This is a genomic window from Desulfofarcimen acetoxidans DSM 771 (assembly GCF_000024205.1).
GTDB lineage: Bacteria > Bacillota > Desulfotomaculia > Desulfotomaculales > Desulfofarciminaceae > Desulfofarcimen > Desulfofarcimen acetoxidans.
This window is the reverse complement of sequence record NC_013216.1, coordinates 215,529-241,347: the sequence shown is the minus strand read 5'-3', so window position 1 is coordinate 241,347 and position 25,819 is coordinate 215,529. Positions and strand designations below refer to the sequence as shown.

The window sequence follows — 25,819 nt, the reverse complement described above, 5'->3', positions numbered from 1 at the left end:
CTTCTGCGCAGTTATTATAACGAAAAAGGATAATCTTTTTTCTAATCCGGTATTTGAGGCTGGTTCTTATCAACGGGTACAATCCTTTTTTCTCCGGGCTTAACCAAACCCAACTTTTCACGTGCCACTTGTTCAATATAGGCATTGGACTGCACATTCTTCAACTCTTCCCTGAGAGATTGATTTTTTGTTTTTAAACTATCTACTTCTTTTTGCATCACCTCTAGGTCATTATGTATTAATTGCAGCTTATTAAACTGGTTAACTAAAGACAAACCTAAATAAAGAGCCATTATAATCCCAACGATAAGAGGTATTTTATTCTTTGTTAAACGAAAGCTGACTTTTTTCTGCTGGTCACCCTTGGGTGGAATATACATATTTCTTTCCTGCTGCGATGATGATATCATTACGTTTTCCACTCCTCGAATCTAAATACTCAATCCGTACACTCTGATAAAGATCGTTAATCAAAATATCTACAACCTGTGTTATATTTAAAACCATCAAACTTCAAATAAACTACCTAAAGTGTTTCTACGCGAAAACTATTATTCCTTCAAAAAATAGCCAGATATTTTTCTTTTTCAATTTGTTGTTTTATTAATTGTCAGAAACTCACTTAGGTTTTCTTTTGAATATGCCGTTAATTATCTTCTTTATACGAGATTTTAGCGCTATAGCCGGTCGGTATAATATTTGTCTTATCGCTTTATAAAACAAAAGTTTAATTTTACAAATAATATTGACTATAATATTAAGGGGATAAAATATAATTTTTTTTATTATAACAAGAGGCAAGATAATCACTTTAAAAAGAAAGCAACCTACTTTTACTGTTAGGCGCCAGAGTTTTTCTATTAAATAAAATAACTTATATAACAAATTAATCATATTTTTGCTTAGTATTTTAAAATATATGAGCAGTCCCAACCCCAGCGCTATAAAAACATACAAACGTATTTCTCCGTAATTGCTGACTATCAGCAAACTGAAGATTAAAGCAGTTAGTGTCAACCAAAACAGCAAATCTCCGATACCAATGGCTATTTTTTTAAATTTACAACTCGTTTTAAGCGTTACATAAAAATCATAACAAAAGCCCGATGCAATACCGGTTAAGACTATTACCAGAAAAGCATAGATCTGTTCACTTAATGGCATGCCCGCTCTCCTTTACGTCTAATCTCCGCTTTTATATTATTTGAGTAGACGACTTAAAACACCCTTGCCTTTTCCTTTAGCTGAGCGCACCTCTAAAAACTCTATTGAAGAGATAAAACCCTCTACTATTAAATTTCCTTCGTCTAAATTCAAATGAGTAATGTGCAGATCCTCACCTTTTAATTGCAGAAAACCCAGGTTAGTATCCAGGCTGATAGCTTTTTCATCAAAACTGCCTACCTGTTGTACACCCTCTAAAACCAGGTGCTTACGATCAGTCAGTATCATTTTATTTTTAGCTTGTTTTTCCACTTTATTAGCCTCCTGATTTTATACTAAAATACAGATCCTCCTTTCATACCTATTTATCACGCAGTGAGATTATGAATAAAAAAGGCGGCAAACGCCGCCTTTTTTATTCCCATTTTTTTTCAATTTGCACTCCCTGATAATAAAAATTAATAATATCCTCCGGTCCTTTGCCTTTCTGGGCCATTAGATTGGCCCCCCACTGACACAAACCAACCCCGTGGCCAAAGCCTTTCCCGGTAAAAACCACATTATTACCCTGCATAAATAAGCGGTTTAAAAGTATGGACCTTACAACATCACTGCCAACAGCATTGCGCAAGGCCGGTCCGCCCAATTCGGTATCGCCCAGCTTTATTTTTACAGCACGGCCTGAATCGCCTTTTTCCGTTATTTTAACCGGTGCCAATGAACCCGGGTTTGCACCTGTCAATTGCCGCACCGCGGCCAACACCTTTTCTTTAGGCACACTTGCCTGCCAGTGCCTGTTCTCAGGCACTGTTATGGATAAACAATTATCCCTCACTCCAGCCTTAATATATGGGGTGGCTTCCTGAGTAAAGGCCAACCCTTCCTGCGCGGAAGCTGTAATGCCGCCACAACAGGCACTAAACCAGGCGTTAGGATATTTCCCCTTATAAGTTATTACCTGCCCTCTGGTCATACGTACAGCTTTGCGGACATTACTATTTATCTTAGCTGCATCATAAGCTTGAAACTCCTCTATATCCGTAGAGGCATCGGTGCCATGCAGCTTCTTAATTTTTCCTGTCTCCATATTTTTCATAGTATAGGTACGGGCTATTATTGCCTGGGCAGCCAGAGCGTTGATAGGCCAGTTCGTCTCCATCTCCGCCGCTACTACGCCGGCTACATATTCCTCCATCTTCAACTGCTTCTTTTGACCAGTCTCTTTAACGTACAAGCTAATAGTAGGTTCTTTCTTTAATCTTTCAGGTGAAGGTTTTCTGACAGAGCTGCTGCTGCAGCCATAAAAGAAAAGGCTGTTCAGAATTAAAACAGTTACCAGCAAAAAATGCATTTGTCTTCTACTCATATTTTTCCTCCTTAACTTCTTTTACTTTATTTTTTACAGGAGCAAAAAAAATATCCGGCTAGAAATCCAGCCGGATATCTTCTAATATAGAATACATGGTAGAAGCCTCTTTTGCAGGGACATTGGACAAAACCAAAAGAATTTCCAATTTTATTTTTCTGGTCCCGAAATTTATCTCTAAAATATCGCCGGCCTTTACTTCGCTGCCTGCTTTAGCAACGCGCGAGTTTAAAGTTGCCTGTCCTCTATCACAAACCTCTTTGGCCAGGGTTCTTCTCTTAATTACGCGAGATACTTTAAGAAACTTATCTAAGCGCATTGTTCAACCTACCGTTCACCAGGTTTATTCTTACCTTTTATTACTGTTACTCTGCAACCTCCAGTGTTTCCACCGCATCCCTTAAATCCTTTCCTGCCTTAAAAACAGGTACATTAGCTGCCTCGATATCAATCTCTTCACCGGTCTGAGGGTTTCTGCCTTTGCGTGCTTTTCTGTATTTGATATCGAAGGTACCAAAGCCTACCAGTTGAACTTTTTCCCCTTTAGCCAGAGCCATCTCAATACATTTCAAAACACCGTTAACAGCTTTTTCAGCATCCTTCTTAGTTAATTCCGCTTCTTCAGCAACACTCGAAATTAGATCTGCCTTATTCATAATTACCCCCCCAATTTTCTTTCGAATTAAAAATGAGCAATATTTGCATTAATTCGCTAAAAATCTTGCAGTTCCTTCCTTAATAAAAAAATATAAGTACAATTTTCCTTACATACCTAATTTTTTAGCCTCATTCCACCAGTTATCCAATTCCTTAAGAGTAAATTGCCGCCATTCCTTGTCGGAGGTTTTTACCATTTCCTCTATGTACTTAAACCTCTTGCAAAATTTTTCTACTGTGGCAATTAATGCAGCTTCACTGTCCACTTTTAACAATCTGGCCACATTAACCACCGCAAAGAAAAGATCACCCAGTTCACCTTGAATCTGTACAGAATTACTCAGACTAATTGCTTCTTTTAATTCAATAAGTTCCTCATCGACTTTCAATAAAGCGCCACTGCAATCAGGCCAATCAAAACCAACCAAAGCAGCCTTTGACTGCACCTTGGCTGCCCTCGCCAAAGCAGGTAACCCTTTTGGAATCCCATCCAATTTAGATTTAGACTCTTTCCCCTTGCGCTCTTCTTTTTTAATCTTCTCCCAATTAACCAAAACTTCAGCACTGTCCTTAACCAGAACAGTTGAAAATACATGGGGATGACGACGGATCATCTTTTCTGTTATTACCGCGATTATGTCATTCATATCAAAACCATTATGTTCAAGAGATATCTGCGCATGAAAAACTATCTGTAATAATAAGTCTCCCAACTCTTCACAAAGTTTATTCATATCCCCTTCATTAACAGCTTCCAACACCTCGTAAACCTCTTCCAACATGTATGTACCCAGAGAATGATGGTTTTGTTCCCTATCCCAGGGACAGCCGTTTTCTGCCCTAAGTGCCGCCATTACGGAGGTTATTGGATCCAGCGGATAAAGACAACTACTAATTATATCTGCTTTAGAACAGGGGGGAACATATACACTAGTCAGGTGATCTATCCAATCCAACCTGTCCAGCTCATAGAGAGGTATCTCCTCAATACGCTCCTCACCGGGAACACCCGCTGCCTTAACCACCTTAATCAAATGCTCATCAGGATAGTACTGAAATAACGAAAGTTTAACGTCTGAAGCAATTATGCGACTGTAGACCTGAGTAATAATATTAGCCACGTCAGGCACAGGTCTTTGCGTGTCAAGTTGTAAGCCGTCCAAAATATGAAGACCGTTAGCCGGGTCTATATTTAAGGCTACCGACAATACATCCAAAAAGCTGACGCAGGGCACAATATGAACTGTTTTACCCACCGGAACAGCTTTAGACAAAAGCAGTTCCACTGATGTCTCGGCCACCAGCGGGTGACCCGGCACTGCATACACCAGAGGACCTCTTTCGGCTTCTTCCAGTAAGGTCTCAACAATTCTTAAGTAAACTTGAGAAAAATCCGCTGCTTCATCATAATAATGGTCAAAAGTCTTAAATAAAATACCCTTCTCCCTAAGCCAGGGAACAATCGGATGTATCCCCGTACGAAGAAAAACTCTAGCCGCCTGACGCAGCTTGTTCCAAGCATCTAAAGTCAGATATTCTTTTGTCCCAGGTCCCAGCCCAATAACATAAATATCACATTCCATTCTTTCTTCACACCCTCACTCCGCCTTATACTATCAATTCACCAAAACTTTATAACATACCTGCTTGTAGTATAGCAAATTTTTCATTTACCTAACATTAATTTCAAAAGTTCCTGAATCATGTGTTCAAAAGAGACAGAAACACTTTCTAAACATATATTTATGCCTCGGATCCTATAAAATATTTTTCCGTTATATACGCACCGGCTTCATCATGCCTTTGACTTGTACAAGCATGGTTTTCTAACATAGCAATAAGAAGTGGCCTTACGGCCACTTCTTATTGCTCCATTTGTTTAGCCAGGAAACCGGCGGCAGTTTCAGCCAGCTTTAACTCCATTTCTCCCATTTTGATATCCGTCTCCCTGGAAGCAAGTATAACCGCACCTATTGGATCCCCTTCAGCAATTATTGGAGCTATAACTTCACAAGAATACCTGCATTCATCTTCATCCATAATAATACATTCCTTGCAATAAACATCTTCTGCTGAACCATTTATAATAACAGCTTTACGTTCTTCCATCACCTTTTCGACAAAAGGCCCGATAGGCTTATTTAAAAATTCTTTTTTCGGAGCACCTGATACTGCTATTATGGCATCTCGGTCAGCGATACAAGTTATATGTCCTAAAGCCTCGTACAAAGAATCCGCATATTCTTTAGCGAAATCACCCAACTCTCCAATAGGGGAATATTTTTTTAAAATGACTTCCCCTTCCCTGTCTACAAATATTTCCAGGGGATCACCTTCACGTATTCTCAACGTTCTCCTGATTTCCTTCGGTATCACAACTCGGCCTAAGTCGTCAATACGCCGGACTATTCCTGTTGCCTTCATGCTCTATTGCTTCCCTCCTTTTCCCAGGTCTTCGCGAATTAACTTTCATATGATATTATATAACCCGTCGGAAACAATTATTCATTTTTTTCCAATAGACAATAAATTATTTTCAAAATCCTTTCTTATAATTAATCCTTCGACTTATTGTCCCCAGTTTCAGCAAGTTTATTAGTGATTTTAGCTTTCTTTTTAAGATCCTCCAGATAAGCGTTAAACTTGTTCTTTTTGGCCTCCTGATCAAGCTGCTGCTTAATCCCGTCTTTTACTTCAGCAAATGACTGATCTCTTGCCGGAATAAGCTTTTCCAGCTTAATAATGTGATAACCAAACTGGGTTTTAACAGGTTCCCTGGTATATTCACCCGGTTTTAAGGCTAAAGCAGCTTTTTCAAATTCAGGTACGGTATCTCCCTTTTTAAAAGTATAAAGGCCTCCGTTATCCTTTGAGCCGAGATCCTCCGATTTCTCTCTGGCCAGTGCTGCAAAATCCTTACCATTCTTTATATCCGCCAGTACTTGCACTGCCAGCTTTTCCGCCTCCGCTTCAGTGTGCTTAACATTTCCCGCATCATCTGGATCAGTAGAAATGAGAATATGGCGAACTTCATATTGCTCGGCAGTCTTGAATTGTTCTTTATTTTGATCATAGTATTCTTGCACTTCTTCTTCTGTAGGTGCCTTGACATCCTTTAACACCACATCCTGAAGGTTAAGCATGTAGGCCATATCTTTTTCCGTTAAATCCTGCTGCGCTAAAAAGTTCTTAAAGGCTTCCTCGTTGGGAAACTGTTTTTTAACCCCGTCAATTTTCTCCTGTATTTGCTGATCAGTCATATCTTTTCCAACTTTTCTGGCTTCTTGCCTCTTTAAAGTATCACTAATCATCTCGTCCAACAGGCCCGGTTTCATATTATCTATCAGCTTCTGTGCATCTTGACCTTCAATTTTCTGGCCATACTGCTTCTCATAATAGTCTTTTACTATACTTACTCTTTTGTCTAACTGTTGCTGGGTTATTTCTTCCCCGTTTACAGTAGCCACAACATTAGTGTTGCAGCCTGTCAGCAATAATACACCCAGCAATAAAAACAGCGAAATCCGTATCTTTCTCATAATAAATCTCCCTTCTATTGCAATGGCTCTATTATACGAAAATTTATTTGTTTATTCAACTAAACTACGAGCTTTATCATAAATAGCCCATTTCAGTTATTTATATCTACAATAGATTCATCAATAATGATTCTAATCTAGACATTGTCAGCCTGGTCTCCTGATCTTTACTGACAGTCTGCAAACGAATTTCAAATTCACCCTCCGCATGGTTGAACTTAACTTTGCCCCCGTATTTTTCACTGACTGTTATTAATTTTTCTCCGGTTAAATCATGGCTCGCAGCAAATTGCAGGCGATAATAACCATTAATACGGCTAATATTCTTAATTTTTAAATTGACAGCCAGTGCCTTAATTCTGGTTACAGCAAGCAAGTTTAAAACCGGTTCCGGTATGTCACCAAACCTGTCTATAAGCTCGTCTTCCATTTCTGAAAGCATCTTTATGTCCCTGATATTAGCCATACGCTTATATAATTCTACTTTCTGATTCAGATCAATTACATATTCATCCGGGATATAAGCAGTTACAGGCAGTTCCACCAGTGTTTCAATAGGCTTGGCGTTTTCTCCTCCTTTCGCTTCCAGCACAGCCTCCTCAAGCAATCTACAATACAGATCAAACCCAACTGCAGCAATATGTCCATGCTGTTCAGGTCCCAGAATATTGCCGGCACCCCGGATTTCCAAATCACGCATAGCTATCTTATATCCCGAACCAAATTCAGTAAATTCCCTGACAGCTGACAATCTCTTTTCGGCCAGCTCACTCATAACCTTGTCACCACGAAAAGTGCAATAGGCGTAAGCCAACCTATTGGTACGCCCAACTCTTCCCCTTAACTGGTATAGTTGAGCCAGCCCCATATAGTCGGCATCCTTGACAATTAAAGTATTTACGTTTTGAATATCAAGACCTGTTTCTATAATGGTTGTGCAGAGCAGTATATCAAACTTTTTATTCATAAAATCCAGCATAACATTTTCCAGGCGATCTTCTTTCATTTGTCCATGCCCTATGGCTATGGCAGCATCCGGCACCAGCCCTTTCAGCCAGCCAGCAACACGGTCTAAATCAGCTACCCGGTTATGAACATAGTAAACCTGTCCTCCCCGACCCAATTCCCGCCGAATTGCCTCTCTGACAATAACAGGTTCCTCCTCCAGGACATAGGTTTGAACCGGAATACGATCTTCTGGAGGTGTTTCCAAAAGACTGGTATCACGCACGCCAACTATGGACATATGCAGGGTGCGGGGTATCGGAGTTGCTGTCAATGTCAGCACATCTACATTTTGCCTGAGCTGCTTAAGTTTCTCCTTGTGAGTTACACCAAAACGCTGCTCTTCATCCACGACAACCAATCCCAGGTCTTTAAACTTGATATCATCCTGCACCAATCTGTGTGTACCGATAACTATATCCACCTGGCCGAGTAAAAGTTCCTGAACTATCTGACGCTGCCGCCTGGCTGTTATAAACCTGCTTAGCATGGCTATATTTACAGGATATTTGGCAAATCTCTCTTTAAACGTGTTAAAGTGCTGCTGCGCCAGGATGGTAGTCGGCACCAGTACGGCTACTTGCTTGCCATCCATGACAGCCTTAAAAGCTGCTCTCAAAGCCACCTCTGTTTTACCGTAGCCAACATCACCACAAAGCAAGCGGTCCATGGGCCTGGGTCTTTCCATATCTGCTTTAACTTCTTCAATTGCCTTGAGCTGGTCAGGTGTCTCTTCATAAGGAAAAGCGGCCTCAAATTCCTGCTGCCACACAGTATCTTTGCTGAAAGGATGGCCCTGCACAGCCTCTCTGGCCGCGTAAAGGGCTAACAGTTCCTGGGCCATTTCTTTAACAGCTTCTTTAACCTTACTCTTAACCCTTGACCACTCAGCACCGCCCAAACGGGACAGCTTAGGAGTTCCGCCTTCAGAGCCAAGATATTTCTGGATCATTTCCACCTGATCAGTGGGAATGTATAATTTATCTTCACCTGCATATTTGACTAATAGATAATCCCGCTTAACATCACCGATAGTTAACTGAACAACTCCGTCATACCTGCCGATTCCGTGATTGACATGAACCACATAATCGCCTGTTTTCAATTCCGCAAAGAGCTCCATTTTGTCCTGCACTCTTTGCCTTTGCACAGAAGGTTTTTTTCTATGACCATATATCTCAGTCTCAGTAATAACAGCCAGTTTACCCGAAACCAGCTCAAAACCATTGGACAAGTGCATAGGTAGGATTACTATTTGCCCGCGTCCCCGGTCAACTTTATACTTTGTTTTTGAGTCCGGCATGTCTTCCTGCACATTTAAATGCGGATACTCACTGAGGTCTTTTTTTAAATACAGGGCCTCCAAGTCATAATCCCGCAAAGATAACACTAACTGGGCCGCTCTGTCACTGTTTTTTACTAGCAGAACTACACCATACCGGGACATTTTATAGTGCCTGATTTCTTCTGCCAGCATCTCCACTTTACCCATAAAATTTTGCATTGTTTTAACCGGAAAATTTACTGTATTACAGGACCGCCATAAACTTGCTTGCCTCGGCAAAAAGGAAAAATAAATCGCCCTAAAACCAGTTATCTGCTTATGGATTCCCGCCCAGTCCGTATAGCCTTTAAATTGCCCGGGCAAGACCCGGCCGGCTTTCATCAGCTCGGAATAAGTTTCTGTTCTCTCCCGCTGAAGCAGGTCTGTATTTTCTTGCAAGCGTGAGGGTTCATCCACCAGCACCAGAGACTCAGCCTTGATATAATTTAACAGCGTAATGTCTTCATCATAAAAATAGGGCAGATATTGCTCTATGGAATCAAAATACTTAGCCTGGCTAATATTGTCCAACACTTCTTCACAGCGAGATAAATTGTCCAAGACCTCCGAGTCAGATTTTTTATCCAGGTTCCGCCGCCGGTACTGGTACTCTTGTGATAATGCTTGGTAAGCTCTCTCCCAATCACCTTGCCGCACGACCATCTCCCTTACAGGGAATATTTGCATCTGACTCATATTCTCTTCCGATCTTTGAGTGCCGGGGTTAAATATACGAATAGAATCAACTTCATCATCAAAAAACTCCACCCGCACCGGGTTTATACCGGTTATCGGATAAATATCCAAAATACCTCCCCGAACACTAAATTGCCCGTGACTTTCCACCAGATTGACCCTTTCATATCCGTGCTCATGGAGACAAGAAACCATTTGCGGAAGCTCATAGCGCTGTCCCACATTCAGTTCCAAACGGGCCGAGCAAAAGTCCGCACAAGGGCCAAGCCTGCGCATTAAAGCCTCTACGGGAGCAATAATAACCGGATTTTCTCCCCGGCAAAGGGATTCCAACACTTCCATGCGCTGTCTTAATATTTCCTTACTGTAGGCAAAAACCTGATAGGGTAAAAGCCGGCGAGCAGGAAAAGTCATAACCTTTAGGTCCGGCAGCAGATTTTTCAAATCTTCTGTCAATCCGGCAGCTTCTTGATCCGAGGCAGTAATAATTAATGCTGTCTGTCTCATGGCCTGTACTAAACCGGCTATAACAAAGCTTTTCTGTGCAGAGGACAGACCAGACACTACCTGACACCGCCGGTTTTTAGCCAACCCGTTTTGCAAGTCGATAAACTCGGGGGTGTTGATTAACGGCTGAAGCAGCCATTCCTTAATCCCGTTCACGAAACCATTCATTTCATCACCTTATTTGCGCTGCTTAAAAAGCCTGTCTTAAGCAAGCGGCCTGCATTATTCGCAATTGCAGAATTTTATCCTGCTTACACCACAAAAAGAGCCTTAGCTTAAACTTATGCTAAAGCTCCCGGTATAATTACATTAATTTATAACCGGCTCACGATAAAAGACCGTATCATATCCACAGTTTATTTCCTCACGGCAGTCCGGACATATACCCGACACATAATAGCCATCGCTGCTGCTTACGCCATTTATTATACCGCACACGCTTATTCCGGTCAATGACGGTTCTTGCCCGGATTCGCGGCAAGTCGCAGAATCGACTATATCAAATACTTCGTCACAACACTCGCAAACATAGTATACTTTCATAGTTTAATTACTCCTTCTTTACGATTCTGCCTCAAAATAACTTAATTGTTGTTTATAACCAAGCGATAAATCATACGATTCCAAATAAGATGTATAATTAATCCTGCGGCAACAGAATATAAAATTTTCTGCTGGTTCATATAAATAATTTGCGCCGACAAACCAAACACCGCATGTCCACCCACACTCATCCAGGCCGCGGTAAGCCCCAGCTTGTGCGAATTTCTAATATCCCAAACCGCTTCTACCAGACCGAAAACTAAATGAGTGTAAAGAATCGACGCGCCCAGGTTTATAGCAATCAGTGTTTTGGATAATTCCTCCACAACCGGGGCAGCCAAAACAGCTTTTGACTTATTTATTAGCAACTGAAATAACAGATAATTAATACACCAGGCAATACACGCTGACGCCAGTCCTGAAAGAAGAAACAACAATTATACCCGCCTTTTAAGACTATTATGTATAAATGTCTTTATTTTTATACTCAGAGAATTAACAGATCTGCAACAAAAAAATACGGTTTAAAATTAAGAATTTAACGGGATGCAGAATTCGTTCTAATATGCAACATTTATACTTATAGTTTTTAATACTCAAAAAGGGTATAATATATCAAAGCGCCATAGACTCCCTAATCTAATACAGGAGGGATAAACATAGGCACAACATTTGAAAAATTGGGTACAAATGCCCGGTTAGTGACAGGACTGCAGAAAATAAACATTAATGTTCCTACTGATATCCAAACCAAAGTTATCCCTCTGGCCCTGCAGGGAAAAGATATCATAGGCCAATCAGAAACCGGAACAGGTAAGACACTGGCCTATCTGCTGCCTTTGCTGCAAAAGCTGGATAATACTAAACGTGAAACACAGGCTGTAATCTTGGCCCCCACACAGGAACTTTCTATTCAGATACAAAGGTTGATTGAAGCAATGATCAGCGGTTCGGACATACCGGTAACTTCTGCACCTATTATAGGCAATGTAAACATAGCACGCCAGGTAGAAAAGTTAAAGGAAAAGCCGCATATCATTGTAGGCTCATGCAGTAGAATATTAGACCTGGTTGAAAAAAAGAAAATAGCAGCGCAAAAAATCAAAACAATTGTTATAGATGAAGCTGACCGCTTGTTGGATGATAAAAATCTGGCTCAAATTAAAGCATTAATTAAAACCACCTTGAAGGATCGTCAAATCCTTTTGTTCTCAGCAACCATACCTGGGAAAACACTGGAAAGAGCTAAAGAGATGCTGCAAAATCCGCAAATAATAACAATTCAAGCTAATTTAGAAATTACACCAAATATTTCACATATATACTTTTTAACGGAATACCGTGATAAAATTAAAGTTTTACGAAAACTGGTTGGGATTATTAATGTTGAGCGAGCACTGGTTTTTGTCAATAGGGGGGATAACATTGAATTAACCTCTGAAAAGCTCAATTATCATGGTTTGAAAACTGCAGGCCTGCATGCCGGTCTGCTGAAGGAGGAGCGTAAAAAAGCTATTGAAGATTTTCGTCAAAATAAAATACAGTTGCTGGTTGCTACTGATATTGCGGCACGGGGTTTAGATATAGCCGGCTTATCTTATGTCTTTAATTTAGACATGCCGGAAGATCCGCAAGCATATTTGCACCGTGTAGGAAGAACAGGACGGGCCGGAAAAACCGGTACGGCCATATCAATTGTTGCCCGGCAGGAAGCTGCTCTGATCAATAAGTATGAGAAGGTTTTGAAAATAAAATTCGCGGCCAAACATATGTACAAAGGAAAAATCTTAGATACAAGAAGGTCGCCTTAAGCGATTTTCAATCAGCCGCAGGTAATCGTGCCGCCCTGAAAATAAACTCAGAAATACCATTTTCGTCATAAGCATAATTTCCCGGAGTATAAAAAACCTCTCAAAAATCTAAGTATTCGAGGTGAACAAAATGGACAAATTAAGAGATCCCTTTAGTGGTATCAGCCATTTAACAGGCATAATCCTATCAATTGCAGCTTTAATTTTGCTAGTGTATAATGCAGCTTACTCAGGTAAAATACTGCATATAGTTTCTTTTGCTATTTTTGGAACCAGTCTAATCCTGCTTTATACAGCCAGCACCTTATATCATTTATTGCCCTTGTCTCCCAAAGGTCTTCTTATTTTGCGGCGCATAGATCATATGATGATTTTTGTGTTAATTGCCGGAACTTATACCCCTGTTTGCTTGATTCCTCTGAAAGGAGTGTGGGGTTACACCCTCCTGGTAGGAATCTGGTTAATGGCCATTACCGGAATGATTATAAAGATTTTTTGGGTAGGCGCTAAACGATGGTTCTCCACATTACTTTATCTGGTTATGGGTTGGTTAATCGCCCTTGCTTTATGGCCCTTACTCCATACTATTTCAATTGGAGGAGTCATTTGGATGGTGCTGGGCGGGCTGTTTTATACTGTGGGAGCCATTTTATACGGTACCAAATGGCCACCCAATATTATCCCCGGCTGGTTAGGTTTTCACGAAATATTCCACCTGTTTGTTCTGGCAGGAAGTTTTAGCCATTTCTGGCTGATGATGAGATATATAATGTATATATAATTATAAACCCCCTGTTGCATGATTAGAAAACAGGGGGTTTTGAAATATCAGGCACCATTAAACCGGGCTAAACTATCCTTAGCACCAACTGCCATTCAGTCTATTTATCTTCCTTATCTTCCCGCCTTGAACGGTTAAACTCATTCATCGCGGCATCTATTCCATTCTCAACCCAAACAGCAGCAGCTTGCTCCCCTCGACCAATTAGTTGGGACAAAAGTTCTGCTTCTTGTGGAGCAAACTTTCCCAAAACAAAAGAAACCTGTTCCTGGCCCGGATGCGAAGGGCGTCCTATGCCCAGCCTTAAGCGGGGGAAATCACTGGTTCCAAGTGCTTGAATAATAGATTTTAACCCGTTATGCCCACCGTCGCTTCCCTTTTTACGCAACCTTAAGTGCCCCGCCTCAAGATTCAAGTCATCACAGATAACCAGCAATTCCTGAGCAGTCAACTTGTACCAATTCATTAAAGCTTGCACAGACTGGCCGCTCAGATTCATATACGTGAGAGGTTTCGCCAAAATAACTTTTTGACTGCCCAACCAGCCCTGTCCAAGCACTGACCTCATCATTTTCTTCTGCACATCTACCCCGTATTTTTCGGCCAGTTGATCAATTACCATAAATCCGATATTATGGCGGGTATTCCTGTATTCAATCCCTGGATTACCCAACCCGACAATTAGTTTCACCGGCCGCCGCCCCCTTATAGCAAAGCTGCTGCAAAGCATATTGCAAGAAAGTCGCTTAAGCGACTTTCTTGCAGCCACAAGCACTCGTGCCACCCTACCTTCTTAATTCTCGTTTAATTCTAATTTATTCCTCGGTTTTTATCCCGGTTTTTTCTCCTTCACCCGCCTCAGTCTCAATACCGGGCTCTTCCTGCAAGCTCTGAGGCGGGATTACCCTGGCAACAACCAGATCTTCATCTGCCAGAATTTCTATATCCGGACCTGCCTGCAAATCCATAACAGCTACACTGTCCCCTATATATAACTTGGATACATCTACAGTTATAATATCGGGTATACTGCCGGGTAAGCACTTAACCCCCACTTCACGGATAATCTGATCCAGTATCCCGCCTTCCTCAGCAACACCAGGTGCTTCTCCTACCAGAACAACTTTAGCGGCAATCTGCACCCGATCGGTCAAAGAAATCTCTAAAAAATCAGCATGCAAATAGCTTCGTCTAATCGGATGGTACTGCAAATCTTTAACCATTACTTTATAGCTGTCTTCACCGTCACCGCTTTTTAAATGCAAGTCAATTACAGAATTACGACCTGTCTTCGATTTCAACACGTCTTCCAAGGCCCGAGCTTCCAGTTCCAGCGGTTTGGAACCGATGCTTTTACTGTATAAAACCGCCGGCATATATCCTTTTGAGAACAGCTTATTGGAATAACCCTTGCCGCAGCCTTCACGCGGGTAGGCATCCAGCGATGCCCCGGTTGTTTGCAAATCTTCCGCCACTGTCGATCAACCCCCCTTGTTAAATTCCTCACTATTCTTCCCTTTTTCCTGTCATATAAAACCTGCAAGGCACATATAGGTATTACCAAAGGCAATTAGTTAAATCCAGACGATAATCAATTTTAGGTTTTGTGCAAACTTACAAATTATCCTGCTTCACAAGGGGGGCCAATCATGCGAAAAAGCAAGCAGTTCATGGCCATGCCTGTCATTAGCCTCGAAGAAGGTCAACAGATCGGGAATATCAAAGGGTTAATCATTGATCCGGTTAAAAAGGTTGTCAGCGCTCTGGTTATTGAACAAAAAGGCTGGTTCAAAGAACAAAAATTCATTCCTTTTAATAAAATAAACAGTGTCGGTAATGATGCTATCACCGTAGAGCAAAGCAATACTATTCAAAAAGGCACCGTAATGCCAGATATTTATAAGCTCTACAAAGCCAATTTAGAAATAAATGGTACTAAAATAGTTACCGAAACCGGCACAGCACTGGGCTATATAGATGAATATTACGTACAATTGACTGACGGTGCTATAGCAGGTATAGAATTTTCAGGTAAACTAATTAACAGTATGTTAAAAGGCAAAGCTTACTTAGACAGTTCTTTTATACGAACTATAGGCAAAGAAGTAATAGTCGTCTATGAAGAAGCGATGGATAACATAATTAAGCTGGAGGGTGGAATACAGGAAACAGTAAAACAAATCAAACATTCCACCGGAAGCTTATGGGACTCTACTCTTAAAAAGACAAAGGAATTAAGCTCCAACATTAGCACCAGCCTTACTAAACCTTTTGAAAAGAACACTAACACAGGTAAAGATAAATTATCCGGTAACCAGTCCGGTCTTTTGCAGGATGCTAAAGAAGAACCAATAAAAGAACAGTCTCAGGAAACCACCTCTGAAAATAAAAAATAAGCTTCTATAGTATAAACTACTATATATTAAAAACTTGCACCTATAGGATTATTCATTGAGTATCAATCGAATAACTTGCTTACAGACAGGTCTTCATGAATACGAATAATAGCTTCGCCCAGAAGCGGCGCCACCGATAAAACCTTGATTTTGTTTAACATTTTGTCCTCGGTTACCGGTATAGTGTTGGTAACCAGGACTTCTTTAATCGGTGCCTCTTGCAGCCGGTTAATCGCAGGCCCGGAAAGAACTGCATGGGTACAGCAGACGTATATTTCATCAGCACCCCTTTTCTTCAAGGCAAGGGCCCCATGGGTAATGGTACCGGCAGTATCTATTATATCATCCATCATAATAACTTTCTTGCCTTGTATATCCCCGATTACATGCATAACCTCAGAAACATTAGGTTCCGGGCGGCGCTTATCAATAATGGCAATAGGCGCTCCAATCCGCTCGGCCAAATCTCTGGCCCTGGTCACCCCGCTAACATCCGGTGCCACTACAACTACGTCTTCAATATGCTGTTGGAGAAAATATTCAGCCAGGATTGGCACACAGGGTAAGTGATCAACCGGAATATCAAAAAAGCCCTGAATCTGCCCGGCGTGCAAGTCCATAGTAACAACTCTGCGAACCCCACTGGCAAATAACAAATTAGCAACCAGTTTGGCTGTTATCGGATCACGAGCCCTGGCTTTACGATCCTGCCTGGCATAGCCGTAATAAGGCAAAACAGCGGTAATGCGCCGGGCGGAGGCTCTCCGCACGGCATCAATCATCACCAATAGTTCCATCAGATTCTCATTAACCGGAGCACTGGTAGGCTGAACAATAAAAACATCAGCACCGCGCACACTTTCATTGATTTTAACCTGAATTTCCCCGTCGGAAAATCGTGTTACCTTGGCCGCTCCCATATTCACTCCAAGATATTGAACTATTTCCTGCGCCAGTTCCGGGTTTGCATTGCCGGTAAATATTTTCAGTTTCTTATTGCGGGATGACATCCTCTACTACCTCCATAATATTAATCAGCTGATTTTAATATCTAATCTCTCTTCTCCGGTGTTTTGCGGGACAACCAGTTATTTATATTTTTTTGTTTACCCCTGGCTACACCTAACGCTCCGGGAGGCACATCCATTGTAATAGTCGAACCGGCACCGATAACAGCACCGGCACCCACACTGACAGGTGCAACCAGGTTGGTATTGCTGCCGATAAACGCACCTTCTTCTATAGTAGTACGGTGCTTAGCCACTCCATCATAATTGCAAGTAATAGTGCCCGCACCTATGTTAACATTTTCAGCAATTTCACTGTCACCAATATAACTCAAATGAGGAATCTTACTCTTATTACCTATATTAGATTTTTTTATTTCTACAAAGTCCCCCACTTTCACCTGTTCACCTATTACAGTATCAGGCCTGATATAAGCGAAAGGTCCTATAGAAGACTGATCACCAACATCACTTTTCAGCAAAACAGAATTCTGTATTTCCACGCAATTGCCAATTCGCGTATCCGACAACCTTGTATGCGGACCAATTATACAATCACTGCCAATAACAGTATTCCCTTCTATACAAGTATAAGGGAGAATAACAGTATCTGTTCCTATCTCTACCGTCTGATCAATAAAAGTGGAAGCAGGGTCTATAACCGTTACCCCTCCCAGCATTAATTTATCAAGCATCTGCCTGCGCAAAACAGACTCGGCAGCGGCTAAATGGACACGGTCATTGATCCCCTGTATTTCAGCAGCATCAACTACAGCTATGGCGCTTACCAAACGCCCCTGACTAACATATAGCTGAATAATATCAGTTAAATAATATTCTCCTTGAGCATTATTAGGAGAAATATGTCTTAGAGCCTCAAAAAGAAACTCGGATTGGAAGCAATAAATACCTGTATTTATCTCTTGTATATTTAATTCAACCGGAGAGGCGTCTTTCTGCTCAACTATTTTGGCTACACTGCCAGCTTTATCCCGAATAACCCTGCCATAGCCGGTAGGGTCCTCAAGCTTGGCCGTTAAAACCGTGGCTACCGAGGCCGAATCCACATGAAAGGACACCAAATCCTTTAATGTTTGAGGTTTTATAAGAGGCGTATCACCACATAAAACCAGAATATGCCCGGAGAAGTCTCTTAACATCGATTCAGCCGAAAGCAATGCATGGGCGGTTCCCAACTGCTCCTCCTGCACAGCAATATTTACATCCTGCCCTAATTGAGCAGCCACCTGGTCACCCTGATAGCCAACAACTACAACCTTTTTTTCTATGCCGGCTTTACTGACTGAATGCAGCACATGGCTAATCATAGGCAGACCGGAAACTTTATGCAGTACCTTCGGTATTTTTGATTTCATCCTGGTGCCCTTGCCTGCCGCCAAGACCACCGCCGCCAGTTTCATATTGGCGACCTCCTTTTATAATTTTTTAAATTACAATATGAATTCTCATTTTCCTTGTAAAGAAAAGATTTTAGTCTTCTCAAAGAACCTATTAAAACTAATGTATGCAGTTAAAATTTATTCGCAATATTATTGCCCGCATAACTGTCACTATTGTACATTATACTAACAAATAAGTGTTTTGCCTATAAGTGTACGGAAACATTATAATACTAAAAATTTATATGTAAATCCGGAAATTAAAAAAGGAAGCTAAAGCTTCCTTCTGTAAATTTTGTTTGCCGGACAATTAAACAGTCTCTTCATATGCTTGCAAGACAGCTACCTGAATTATTTCACGGGCTGACGAATTTATCGGATGTGCAATATCCCTAAACTCACCGTTAGGAGTCTTTCTGCTGGGCATAGCCACAAACAAACCGGTTTGGCCCTCTACCACTTTGACATCATGAATCACGAAAGCATCATTCAGGGTTACTGATACAATGGCTTTCATTTTACCCTCAGCAAGTATCTTTCTCACACGAACATCAGTAACATGCATCATGCCTCACCACCCTCCTGCAATCCCTATATTCTGTTTTGTTATATATCTCACATGAACATTTTCTCCAAAAAACATTAAATTCCTTCTTTTTACTATGCTCTTTTAACAAGCTTTTCCTATATTTTTTTAAAATATTTCATAACGGGCTTTTATCTGTACTATTTTGTCAATAAATTTTGTTTATTTTTTTTATTATGACAATAGCTTGTCTCTTTTTGTCACAAATTCGACATTCCTGCAGAAAAACCGGCTTGCTCTTGCTTTGAAGCTGAAGGTTAAAATTAAAATAGAGTATCAAGGATTTTCCTTAATACTCCGGTAAAATTCTTAAAACATATTTCAACTCTAGACAACTCCCAAAACTTGTTTTACCAGTTCCAGATCTTCCGGTTTATCCACATCGACACCTACCTCCGGATAGTCGAGTACTATCACCCGTCCTTTTATACCCAATAAACTGGAAACCTTTCTCTCGCCCTCTTCTAAAGACAAGGTTTTGGTTAAAAATCTTAACAAAAACATAAACCCAACCAAACGACACAGCTTAAAGGGGCTCTTTCTCAGATTAACAATCTCCTGGCCTTTATGCAGACAAGTTTTAGCTGCTGATGGATTAACCAAAAAAATATTGCCGCCGGTATAAACCCCTTCCCTCAAAGTAACATACGTACGGTGAGTTTTAGAATAGCATCGCTCAACTGCTTCACGTGAAATAATGGGATAAAACAAATCTGCTGCTTCTTCTAAACACAATTCAATAAAACAGTCTACAGCCTCCGGTGTCAATAAAGGTAAATCCGCCGTCACCACCAGAACCCTTTCCGCTCCCGGCAGAAGGGCCACCCCACTAGAAAATGTCTCCATGAGAGAAGCACCTGCAGGGGCAGTTTTAACCCTGTTGTTCCTGTTTGATAACAGTTTGTTTAAATATTGACTCGGATCATTGCCGGGACCGGCTACAATCACTCTGTTTACCAAGCGAGCCCGCAACAAAGCTTCCAGTACATATTCAATCATAAACTTGGACCCAATTGGCAGCAGTGCATCATATGGTACATCGCTAATAGCCCTTAGCTTTCCGTTATTAACGCTGCCTGCCAAAACCACCGCATCCACCATTTTAGACACCGGCCTCCTGTACAGCACTGATCATACTGTTCTCAGCATTTTCAATATGCTCCCTGGCCAGCTTCTGAGCCAATTCCACATCCCTATCCGATATAGCCTCCACAAGCTTCTTGTGCTCATCCAGTGCATCTCTGGTCCTGCCGGGCCTTGCTAATGAAGCGGTACGAAAACGATGAATTTGCTCCTGCAGGTGAGTGACTATCTGCACCAACCTTTCATTGCGGCTGGCCCTGTAAATAACATCATGGAACATAGTGTCTTTCTCGACTATAGCATCCAAATTCCCGCTTTCACGCAACTCTGATATTTCTACAAGGTAGCGTTCCAGCTCATCCAGTTCCTCTTCCGTTATTCTTTCCGCAGCCAGACCGGCTGCCAACGCCTCCAGAGCCGCTCTTACTTCAAAAACATTAGCGATATCCTTTATGGAGATTCCAGCTACATAAGCACCTTTTCGGGGAATCATAACCACGAAACCTTCCAGCTCTAATTTTCTAATGGCCTCACGCACAGGAGTCCGGCTCACACCCATCTCCTCGGCCAGTTGAATCTCCATCAAACGTTCGCCCGGAGATAATCTCCCATTTATAATAGCTTCCCGTAAAGATTCAAAAACCACTTCCCGCAATGGTTTATAATTATCCAGTTTAATTGGAATTAATTTAGGTTCTTCCTTTAATTTAGGATAATCCACAATATCCCCCCTCAACTACTTACCCATTTAGCCTTAATTAACCTATTTTAACCTTTTGATATACTAATTTCAATACCTGATTGCATGCCGGTTAAACACGTCATACTTCTCTCGCTCCCTGCAATTTCACCGCATAAATAGATCCAAGCGAAGGACTCAGGCCCTTAGACAGCAGATGTGCGGCCTCTAAATCAGGAGTGATGCCAAAAATTGTCGATCCGCTGCCGGACATTAAAACACCCATCGCTCCTTGTTCAAATAGTATGTTTTTTATATCTAAAAGGTTCGGGTGCATTTTCATTGCCGGTTCCTCCAAAATATTATATAAAGCCTTACATACAGCAGGCAATTGCCTGCTTTTTATGGCTTTAATCATTCTTAGTACCGGCGGTCCCAAATCCGAAAGGCATAACATGTTATGGATATCATTAGTATCATTAGTAATATCTTTTTTTTGCATCGTATTAATAACTTGAGGATAAACGGCGCTATTCAGCTTGCTATAAACCTCCCCGGTAGATATTCCATAAGCAGGTTTAACTAAAATAATTCCCATATCGGGTGCGGCTTCCAGAAAAGCCAACTGCTCGCCTCTTCCTTTTGCCAGCACTGTACCGCCTTTGATACAAAAAGGTACATCAGAACCAATTTTAGCTGCTAAAGCATACAGTTCTGCAACAGTTAAATCCAAATTCCATAACTTATTAAGACCCAGCAGTGCCGCAGCAGCATCAGCGGACCCACCGGCAAGACCGGCAGCAACCGGTATCTTTTTATGCAGAAGTATTGAGCAGCCCAACCGGCATCCCGTATACTCCTGCAATATGCGGGCCGTCCTGAATACCAGATTCTCCTCACCAACAGGCAAATCAGCACCTGCAACAGTCAAAATAATCTTGCCCATATTATTATTTTCCTGCTCTTCCGAGAGGGACAGCTCCAGCAAATCATGCAGAGAAATAGATTGCATAACCATCTCTACCTCATGATAACCGTCATCCCTTCTTCCCAGCACATCCAAACAAAGATTGATTTTAGCATAAGCGGGTATAACCAAAGGCATAAATAATCTCATTCTCCTCTATTAAACTAAATAAGCAAAACTTCAATAATCTAAAAAATCTATAACAAGTATTTATAACATTATACCAGTCCAATTATTAGTGGTAAACAAACCGCTTACGCTATTACCTCATTACATATTTTTCATGTATTATATTGAGATAATACTTATATATATAAGTTGTAAACAATTACTGAGGGATTTTTTTATAAAAATCAACATAAAGGAGTCACAATATGTCAAATTCCATTAACCAAATAAACATACATACCGGTACCCGTATACTAAATATTAAAGCCAACAACCTGTCGCGCAATTATCCTGCAGCCGTAGGAAAACCGGCAACACCTACCCCAACCGGAAATTATTCAGTAGTTAACAAGATAATTAATCCCGGCGGAATGCTTGGAACCAGATGGCTGGGCCTAAATATTCCGGGAGGCGTATATGGTATTCACGGAACAAATAACCCTGATTCTATCGGGAAAGCGGTATCTAACGGGTGTATTAGAATGCAAAACCAGGACATAGAAGAGATATTCCCTTACATAGCAATTGGTACACGAGTAACTATAAATGATTACTACACTAATCCAACGGAGGTATCTAACGGTAAGTCACTTACTGAATATATCGTTAAGCAAGGTGATTCCCTCTGGTTGATAGCACAAAAAAATAATATTCTATTGGATAAGTTAATCATAGCTAACCCGCATATCAACCCTGACCATATTTTTCCTGGACAGACAGTGATAATACCTTAAACTAAAAGGAGATACTACCTTGGCAGAAATAATGATCCTTAGCCTGATAGCCGGTTTAGGCACCTGCCTGGGAGCCGCTCTGGTAATTACATTTGGCCAGATCAACAGCAAGTCTCTCTCTGTTTTTCTCGGTCTGGCCTGCGGAGTAATGATCGCAGTTATTCTTTTTGATCTGCTGCCGGCAGCTTATTTTTACGGAAATATCTTCAGCTGTCTTGGCGGCTTCTGCGGGGGGCTCCTGCTATTGCTGTTACTGGAGTTGCTCACTTGCAACCGGCAGCCTGCAACCAATTCCTATTACGGGCACCTAAGAACCGGCTATCTAATAGCCCTAGGCATTGCCCTGCATGATTTTCCTGAGGGGCTGGCTATCGCGGCCGGTTTTGCTACCGCAAGCAAACTCGGCCCAGCCCTGGTACTGGCCATAGGATTGCACAATATTCCGGAGGGCATGGCTACCGCCGCTCCATTATGGTTGGGCAAACAATCAGCCAAACGTATAATCGGCATTAACTTGCTGGTCAGCCTGGTGACACCTGCCGGGACACTGGCAGGCCTCTGGCTGCTGCAACTGGCCGATTATTTCATATCAATTCTCCTCTCCTTTGCCGCCGGAGCTATGACTTACATTGTTTTTGCTAAGCTCTTCCCGGAATCATTCAATCAGCACCGCAGGCTCGCTCTCACAGGCGGTTTTTGCGGCATGCTTTTCTTCTTATTGCTTTCCTTATTAGAATAATCATTATTGTTTAAGAATTAACCAGGCACCTCCTGCCATTAAAAATGTACCAACAATATTAAGCCAGCTAAAGGGTATTTTCTGAAGGCCGAATAATCCTAAATGATCAATCAAACCGGCAGTAAAAACCTGCCCCAGGATAATTGCTGTTGTAGCCGGCGCTACCCCAACCTTAGGCATGCTTCTGGCCACAATGTAAATAATCAAAACACCTAAAATACCGCCTAAATATGTATACCAGGGAGCCTGGGCCAAATTAGCCCAGGTTATAGAACCCAGCTTAAAAATAAATAACAGTAAGGCAGACAAAACTAAACCCAATAAATGAACAATGAAAGTTGTTTCCCATAAACCTATGATTTTACTCTGAGAAGCATTAAGAGAACCCTGTAGAGCCATAAGCAAACCGGAAGAAGCGGCAATAAGCAAAACAACTAACCTGGCACTCATAAAACTACCTCCAACATTAGTTTTTGCTTTATTGTTTGTCTTTACAATAAACATATACTCTAAACAATAAAATCATATCGGCTTACTCGACTATATTTTCTCTTTTTTTAAACAGCAGCAACCACGAATGAGATAGCCTCAAACGTGGATCATGTAAACACCGATACCCAGGAAGCGGCAAAAGCTGCCCGGGATATCAAAACTATTATTGAAGAAGTGCAAAATTCCTCTAATAAAGCGGAAAATATCATGCTGCTCAGTTCGGATAATGTCAGCTCAGGAACCAAAACAGTGAACGAAGCCGGTACTCAGTTTATCGATATCATTGAGCATATTGAAAAACTTACGCAACAAGTACTCCAGGTAGCAGCCGCTGCAGAGCAGATGACCATAGGCGTGCAAAACGTTGCCGCTGCTACACAACAGCAAACTGCCTCCATGCAGGAAGTAAGTTCATCAGCGGAAGATTTGAACCTGGTAGCCAATGAGCTTTTAACTATGTCCGGCCAGTTTAAAATGCAATAAAATTCTGGAGTAAAGAGCCGTTATACAGACAACGGCTCTTTTACTTTCTTTTTAAGCATGGAGTCCCACTTAATAATCTTGGAGGTTGTGTCGCCTGTTTTATTTTTCACCTTATTAACTATTTTATCATTAACACTACTATTGCCGTCACCAGGAGTTTGCTCCTGAGAAACCTGCTCCTTAACAAAATGATCACTTGCGGCAGTTCTTTTATATTCCTGCTCACTGACGGCTTTATTTTTACTTTCCGCTTTTCTTTCCGTTTTTAACTCAGCAACACTGACACGTTCGCCTTTTCCGCTTCTATTGCTAAAACCGGATCCGGGTTGTGAAGAAACTGCAGCAGATGCAATCTCATTAATCATTTGTTTTTGCAAAATATCTACAATTGACAGCAGGCTGACCAAGCAGATTAAAAGCAGGTTGGCTTCTTGATCACTGCCCGGCAGCGCTTGCTTATCCATCAAAAAAGTCAGGGTTTCTTTGACTCCCTCATTTTTAGGAAAGTTATGAGCATCCACAGTACTCTCTCACCTCACTCTCGCTTTGGCAAGCGGAATACTAAGTTAATCCGGGAATATTAGGCAAACCCAGATTGTTCGAGATTTTCAATGCCTCATCTTTAACCATTTGCTTAGATTCCTTTATTGCCCTGCCAAAAACATCGGCTATAATATTTTGGATTTCCTCAGCCGGGGTCTTGCGCAGGTAATCCCGGTCCAGATAAAACTCCATAATTTCCTGATTTCCGTTTAATACAACCCGGACAGTACCTTTTTCCGTGCCTGCTTCTACAGTCATCTGTTTCAGTTTTTCCTGGACTTTTTGTATATCACCTATTACTCCGCTCAAATTCTCCAGCAATCCAATACCTCCTTTAATTATTTTTAAATTTAGATACCTTTTTTAACTATAATTTTATTTTTTTCTTCCCGACAGCTTTCCTCTCCCCGAGCCTCTCCCGCTGAGGGGCTCTCAGCTTTATTAGCGGTAACCTTATTCTGAGCCGCAGCCTGGTGGGAGCCCGCTAATCCACTGATTAGACTCACTAATGCACCTATATCAGCTTTTTGATTTGACTGGTTGTTCAGTAAGGATAACAGTGATGTTAAAACAGGCTGGTTTGCCCCACCGCATAACCCCAATAGTGCCAGAAGAGGCACTAAATTAGGTTGACTGCCACCCCCCCCCAGTAAATTTAACAAACCGCCTAAAGGATTAACGACTCTGGGTTTAATATCCTGATTGGCAGATTTATTAGACTGGTCATTAGCACTTTCAAGAACGGAGTTTTTCATGGAAGCATTATTTTTGACACAACCCTGATCAGTATTCGGGCTAATGTTGCGCTCAACCGGCTGTGTCTTACAGTCACCCTGACCCTGTTTGGCAAATATATTTAAAAGCGGGCCAAGCATGGTCTGCAGTGAGGACAGATCCAGAGGCAAATTGCCGGAAACTCCCGCCGCCGGCGAGGCTTGAACTCTCTTGTTCAAAATATCAATAATACCCATAAGATTTACCAGACTCAACATTACTAATGAATTTTGATCCGAACCCTGTTTACTTTGTACATCCAGCAACCGGCTAAGAGTTTTATGCATATCATACAACTGGTCTTGACCGGACAACAATTAATTTCACCTCCCCTGATTTAAAGCTGATGGGGTAAGGGTACACTCTAAATATATG

The 25,819-nt window shown here is 41.4% G+C and carries 30 protein-coding genes; 6 read left to right on the top strand and 24 right to left on the bottom strand.

The features are described 5' to 3' along the window. Window positions 1-41 precede the first annotated feature (41 nt). The 12 genes from DTOX_RS01115 to DTOX_RS21170 all read right to left on the bottom strand — a co-directional run bounded on the left by DTOX_RS01115 (window position 42) and on the right by DTOX_RS21170 (window position 11,235). A complete protein-coding gene (locus DTOX_RS01115; RefSeq protein WP_015755898.1) occupies window positions 42-410 on the bottom strand; it encodes an FtsB family cell division protein in 369 nt (122 codons plus the stop codon). 208 nt (window positions 411-618) lie between these two features. Then, complete coding sequence (gene yabQ / locus DTOX_RS01110) at window positions 619-1,164, bottom strand: spore cortex biosynthesis protein YabQ (RefSeq protein WP_015755897.1); 546 nt, start codon at window positions 1,162-1,164, stop codon at window positions 619-621. 36 nt (window positions 1,165-1,200) lie between these two features. Beyond that, a complete protein-coding gene (gene yabP, locus DTOX_RS01105; protein ID WP_015755896.1) occupies window positions 1,201-1,476 on the bottom strand; it encodes a sporulation protein YabP in 276 nt (91 codons plus the stop codon). Between the two features lie 103 nt (window positions 1,477-1,579). Next, window positions 1,580-2,530, bottom strand: a complete 951-nt coding sequence (locus DTOX_RS01100) for a SpoIID/LytB domain-containing protein (RefSeq protein ID WP_015755895.1) — start codon at window positions 2,528-2,530, stop codon at window positions 1,580-1,582. A 58-nt stretch (window positions 2,531-2,588) separates the two neighbouring features. Further along, window positions 2,589-2,849 carry an RNA-binding S4 domain-containing protein gene (locus DTOX_RS01095; RefSeq protein ID WP_015755894.1) on the bottom strand — a complete coding sequence of 87 codons (261 nt, stop codon included), beginning with the start codon at window positions 2,847-2,849 and terminating at the stop codon, window positions 2,589-2,591. A 46-nt stretch (window positions 2,850-2,895) separates the two neighbouring features. Beyond that, the gene (locus DTOX_RS01090) at window positions 2,896-3,186 is read right to left on the bottom strand and encodes an HU family DNA-binding protein (RefSeq protein WP_015755893.1); all 291 of its coding nucleotides are present in this window, start codon (window positions 3,184-3,186) and stop codon (window positions 2,896-2,898) included. 108 nt (window positions 3,187-3,294) lie between these two features. Further along, a complete protein-coding gene (gene yabN, locus DTOX_RS01085) occupies window positions 3,295-4,770 on the bottom strand; it encodes a bifunctional methyltransferase/pyrophosphohydrolase YabN (RefSeq protein WP_015755892.1) in 1,476 nt (491 codons plus the stop codon). Window positions 4,771-5,050: 280 nt separating this feature from the next. Beyond that, on the bottom strand, window positions 5,051-5,611 hold the full coding sequence (spoVT, locus tag DTOX_RS01080; protein WP_015755890.1) for a stage V sporulation protein T: 561 nt from the start codon (window positions 5,609-5,611) through the stop codon (window positions 5,051-5,053). Window positions 5,612-5,742: 131 nt separating this feature from the next. Beyond that, the gene (locus DTOX_RS01075; protein ID WP_015755889.1) at window positions 5,743-6,726 is read right to left on the bottom strand and encodes a peptidylprolyl isomerase; all 984 of its coding nucleotides are present in this window, start codon (window positions 6,724-6,726) and stop codon (window positions 5,743-5,745) included. A gap of 106 nt (window positions 6,727-6,832) precedes the next feature. Next, the gene (mfd, locus tag DTOX_RS01070; protein WP_015755888.1) at window positions 6,833-10,426 is read right to left on the bottom strand and encodes a transcription-repair coupling factor; all 3,594 of its coding nucleotides are present in this window, start codon (window positions 10,424-10,426) and stop codon (window positions 6,833-6,835) included. Between the two features lie 141 nt (window positions 10,427-10,567). Continuing rightward, window positions 10,568-10,801, bottom strand: a complete 234-nt coding sequence (locus tag DTOX_RS01065; protein ID WP_015755887.1) for a hypothetical protein — start codon at window positions 10,799-10,801, stop codon at window positions 10,568-10,570. 41 nt (window positions 10,802-10,842) lie between these two features. Next, complete coding sequence (locus tag DTOX_RS21170; protein WP_052292891.1) at window positions 10,843-11,235, bottom strand: hypothetical protein; 393 nt, start codon at window positions 11,233-11,235, stop codon at window positions 10,843-10,845. A 267-nt stretch (window positions 11,236-11,502) separates the two neighbouring features. Here DTOX_RS21170 and DTOX_RS01055 point away from each other — a divergent pair, with 267 nt between their 5' ends. Beyond that, window positions 11,503-12,612, top strand: coding sequence for a DEAD/DEAH box helicase (locus tag DTOX_RS01055; protein WP_242652502.1), 1,110 nt, complete (start codon window positions 11,503-11,505; stop codon window positions 12,610-12,612). Between the two features lie 130 nt (window positions 12,613-12,742). Further along, a complete protein-coding gene (gene trhA / locus DTOX_RS01050; protein WP_015755884.1) occupies window positions 12,743-13,393 on the top strand; it encodes a PAQR family membrane homeostasis protein TrhA in 651 nt (216 codons plus the stop codon). Window positions 13,394-13,493: 100 nt separating this feature from the next. Here the strand turns inward: trhA and pth are convergent, their stop codons facing one another. Then, window positions 13,494-14,084, bottom strand: coding sequence for an aminoacyl-tRNA hydrolase (gene pth / locus DTOX_RS01045; protein ID WP_015755883.1), 591 nt, complete (start codon window positions 14,082-14,084; stop codon window positions 13,494-13,496). Between the two features lie 124 nt (window positions 14,085-14,208). Next, complete coding sequence (locus tag DTOX_RS01040) at window positions 14,209-14,868, bottom strand: 50S ribosomal protein L25 (protein WP_015755882.1); 660 nt, start codon at window positions 14,866-14,868, stop codon at window positions 14,209-14,211. Between the two features lie 174 nt (window positions 14,869-15,042). On the opposite strand from DTOX_RS01040, the gene DTOX_RS01035 reads away from it, so the two are divergent. After that, the gene (locus DTOX_RS01035) at window positions 15,043-15,789 is read left to right on the top strand and encodes a PRC-barrel domain-containing protein (protein WP_015755881.1); all 747 of its coding nucleotides are present in this window, start codon (window positions 15,043-15,045) and stop codon (window positions 15,787-15,789) included. Between the two features lie 62 nt (window positions 15,790-15,851). Here the strand turns inward: DTOX_RS01035 and DTOX_RS01030 are convergent, their stop codons facing one another. The 6 genes from DTOX_RS01030 to ispE form a co-directional block, all read right to left on the bottom strand. Next, window positions 15,852-16,799: a ribose-phosphate diphosphokinase gene (locus tag DTOX_RS01030; RefSeq protein WP_015755880.1), complete on the bottom strand. Its 948-nt coding sequence runs from the start codon at window positions 16,797-16,799 to the stop codon at window positions 15,852-15,854. 41 nt (window positions 16,800-16,840) lie between these two features. Next, window positions 16,841-18,217, bottom strand: coding sequence for a bifunctional UDP-N-acetylglucosamine diphosphorylase/glucosamine-1-phosphate N-acetyltransferase GlmU (gene glmU / locus DTOX_RS01025; protein ID WP_015755879.1), 1,377 nt, complete (start codon window positions 18,215-18,217; stop codon window positions 16,841-16,843). Window positions 18,218-18,506: 289 nt separating this feature from the next. Next, the gene (gene spoVG / locus DTOX_RS01020) at window positions 18,507-18,761 is read right to left on the bottom strand and encodes a septation regulator SpoVG (RefSeq protein ID WP_042316454.1); all 255 of its coding nucleotides are present in this window, start codon (window positions 18,759-18,761) and stop codon (window positions 18,507-18,509) included. Window positions 18,762-19,109: 348 nt separating this feature from the next. Next, window positions 19,110-19,883 (bottom strand): nucleotidyltransferase family protein, encoded by a 774-nt coding sequence (locus DTOX_RS01015; RefSeq protein ID WP_015755877.1) that lies wholly within the window; start codon window positions 19,881-19,883, stop codon window positions 19,110-19,112. Window position 19,884: 1 nt separating this feature from the next. Next, a complete protein-coding gene (locus DTOX_RS01010) occupies window positions 19,885-20,586 on the bottom strand; it encodes a GntR family transcriptional regulator (RefSeq protein ID WP_015755876.1) in 702 nt (233 codons plus the stop codon). 100 nt (window positions 20,587-20,686) lie between these two features. Further along, entirely contained in the window at window positions 20,687-21,649 is a 963-nt protein-coding gene (ispE, locus tag DTOX_RS01005) for a 4-(cytidine 5'-diphospho)-2-C-methyl-D-erythritol kinase (RefSeq protein WP_015755875.1), read from the bottom strand. Between the two features lie 236 nt (window positions 21,650-21,885). On the opposite strand from ispE, the gene DTOX_RS01000 reads away from it, so the two are divergent. Together DTOX_RS01000 and DTOX_RS00995 are read left to right on the top strand one after the other, a co-directional pair. Then, window positions 21,886-22,413: a L,D-transpeptidase family protein gene (locus DTOX_RS01000; protein WP_015755874.1), complete on the top strand. Its 528-nt coding sequence runs from the start codon at window positions 21,886-21,888 to the stop codon at window positions 22,411-22,413. Window positions 22,414-22,432: 19 nt separating this feature from the next. Beyond that, window positions 22,433-23,152 (top strand): ZIP family metal transporter, encoded by a 720-nt coding sequence (locus tag DTOX_RS00995; protein WP_015755873.1) that lies wholly within the window; start codon window positions 22,433-22,435, stop codon window positions 23,150-23,152. 3 nt (window positions 23,153-23,155) lie between these two features. Here the strand turns inward: DTOX_RS00995 and DTOX_RS00990 are convergent, their stop codons facing one another. Beyond that, window positions 23,156-23,602 (bottom strand): DMT family transporter, encoded by a 447-nt coding sequence (locus DTOX_RS00990; RefSeq protein ID WP_015755872.1) that lies wholly within the window; start codon window positions 23,600-23,602, stop codon window positions 23,156-23,158. A gap of 144 nt (window positions 23,603-23,746) precedes the next feature. Here DTOX_RS00990 and DTOX_RS00985 point away from each other — a divergent pair, with 144 nt between their 5' ends. Then, window positions 23,747-24,127, top strand: a complete 381-nt coding sequence (locus DTOX_RS00985) for a methyl-accepting chemotaxis protein (RefSeq protein WP_015755871.1) — start codon at window positions 23,747-23,749, stop codon at window positions 24,125-24,127. 20 nt (window positions 24,128-24,147) lie between these two features. On the opposite strand, the gene DTOX_RS00980 is transcribed toward DTOX_RS00985, so the two are convergent. The 3 genes from DTOX_RS00980 to DTOX_RS00970 are packed head-to-tail and all read right to left on the bottom strand — an operon-like array spanning window position 24,148 to window position 25,761. Further along, window positions 24,148-24,648: a hypothetical protein gene (locus DTOX_RS00980; protein ID WP_015755870.1), complete on the bottom strand. Its 501-nt coding sequence runs from the start codon at window positions 24,646-24,648 to the stop codon at window positions 24,148-24,150. A 40-nt stretch (window positions 24,649-24,688) separates the two neighbouring features. After that, window positions 24,689-24,991 (bottom strand): YbaB/EbfC family nucleoid-associated protein, encoded by a 303-nt coding sequence (locus DTOX_RS00975; RefSeq protein WP_015755869.1) that lies wholly within the window; start codon window positions 24,989-24,991, stop codon window positions 24,689-24,691. Window positions 24,992-25,020: 29 nt separating this feature from the next. Next, window positions 25,021-25,761, bottom strand: a complete 741-nt coding sequence (locus DTOX_RS00970; protein WP_015755868.1) for a hypothetical protein — start codon at window positions 25,759-25,761, stop codon at window positions 25,021-25,023. Window positions 25,762-25,819 lie beyond the last annotated feature (58 nt).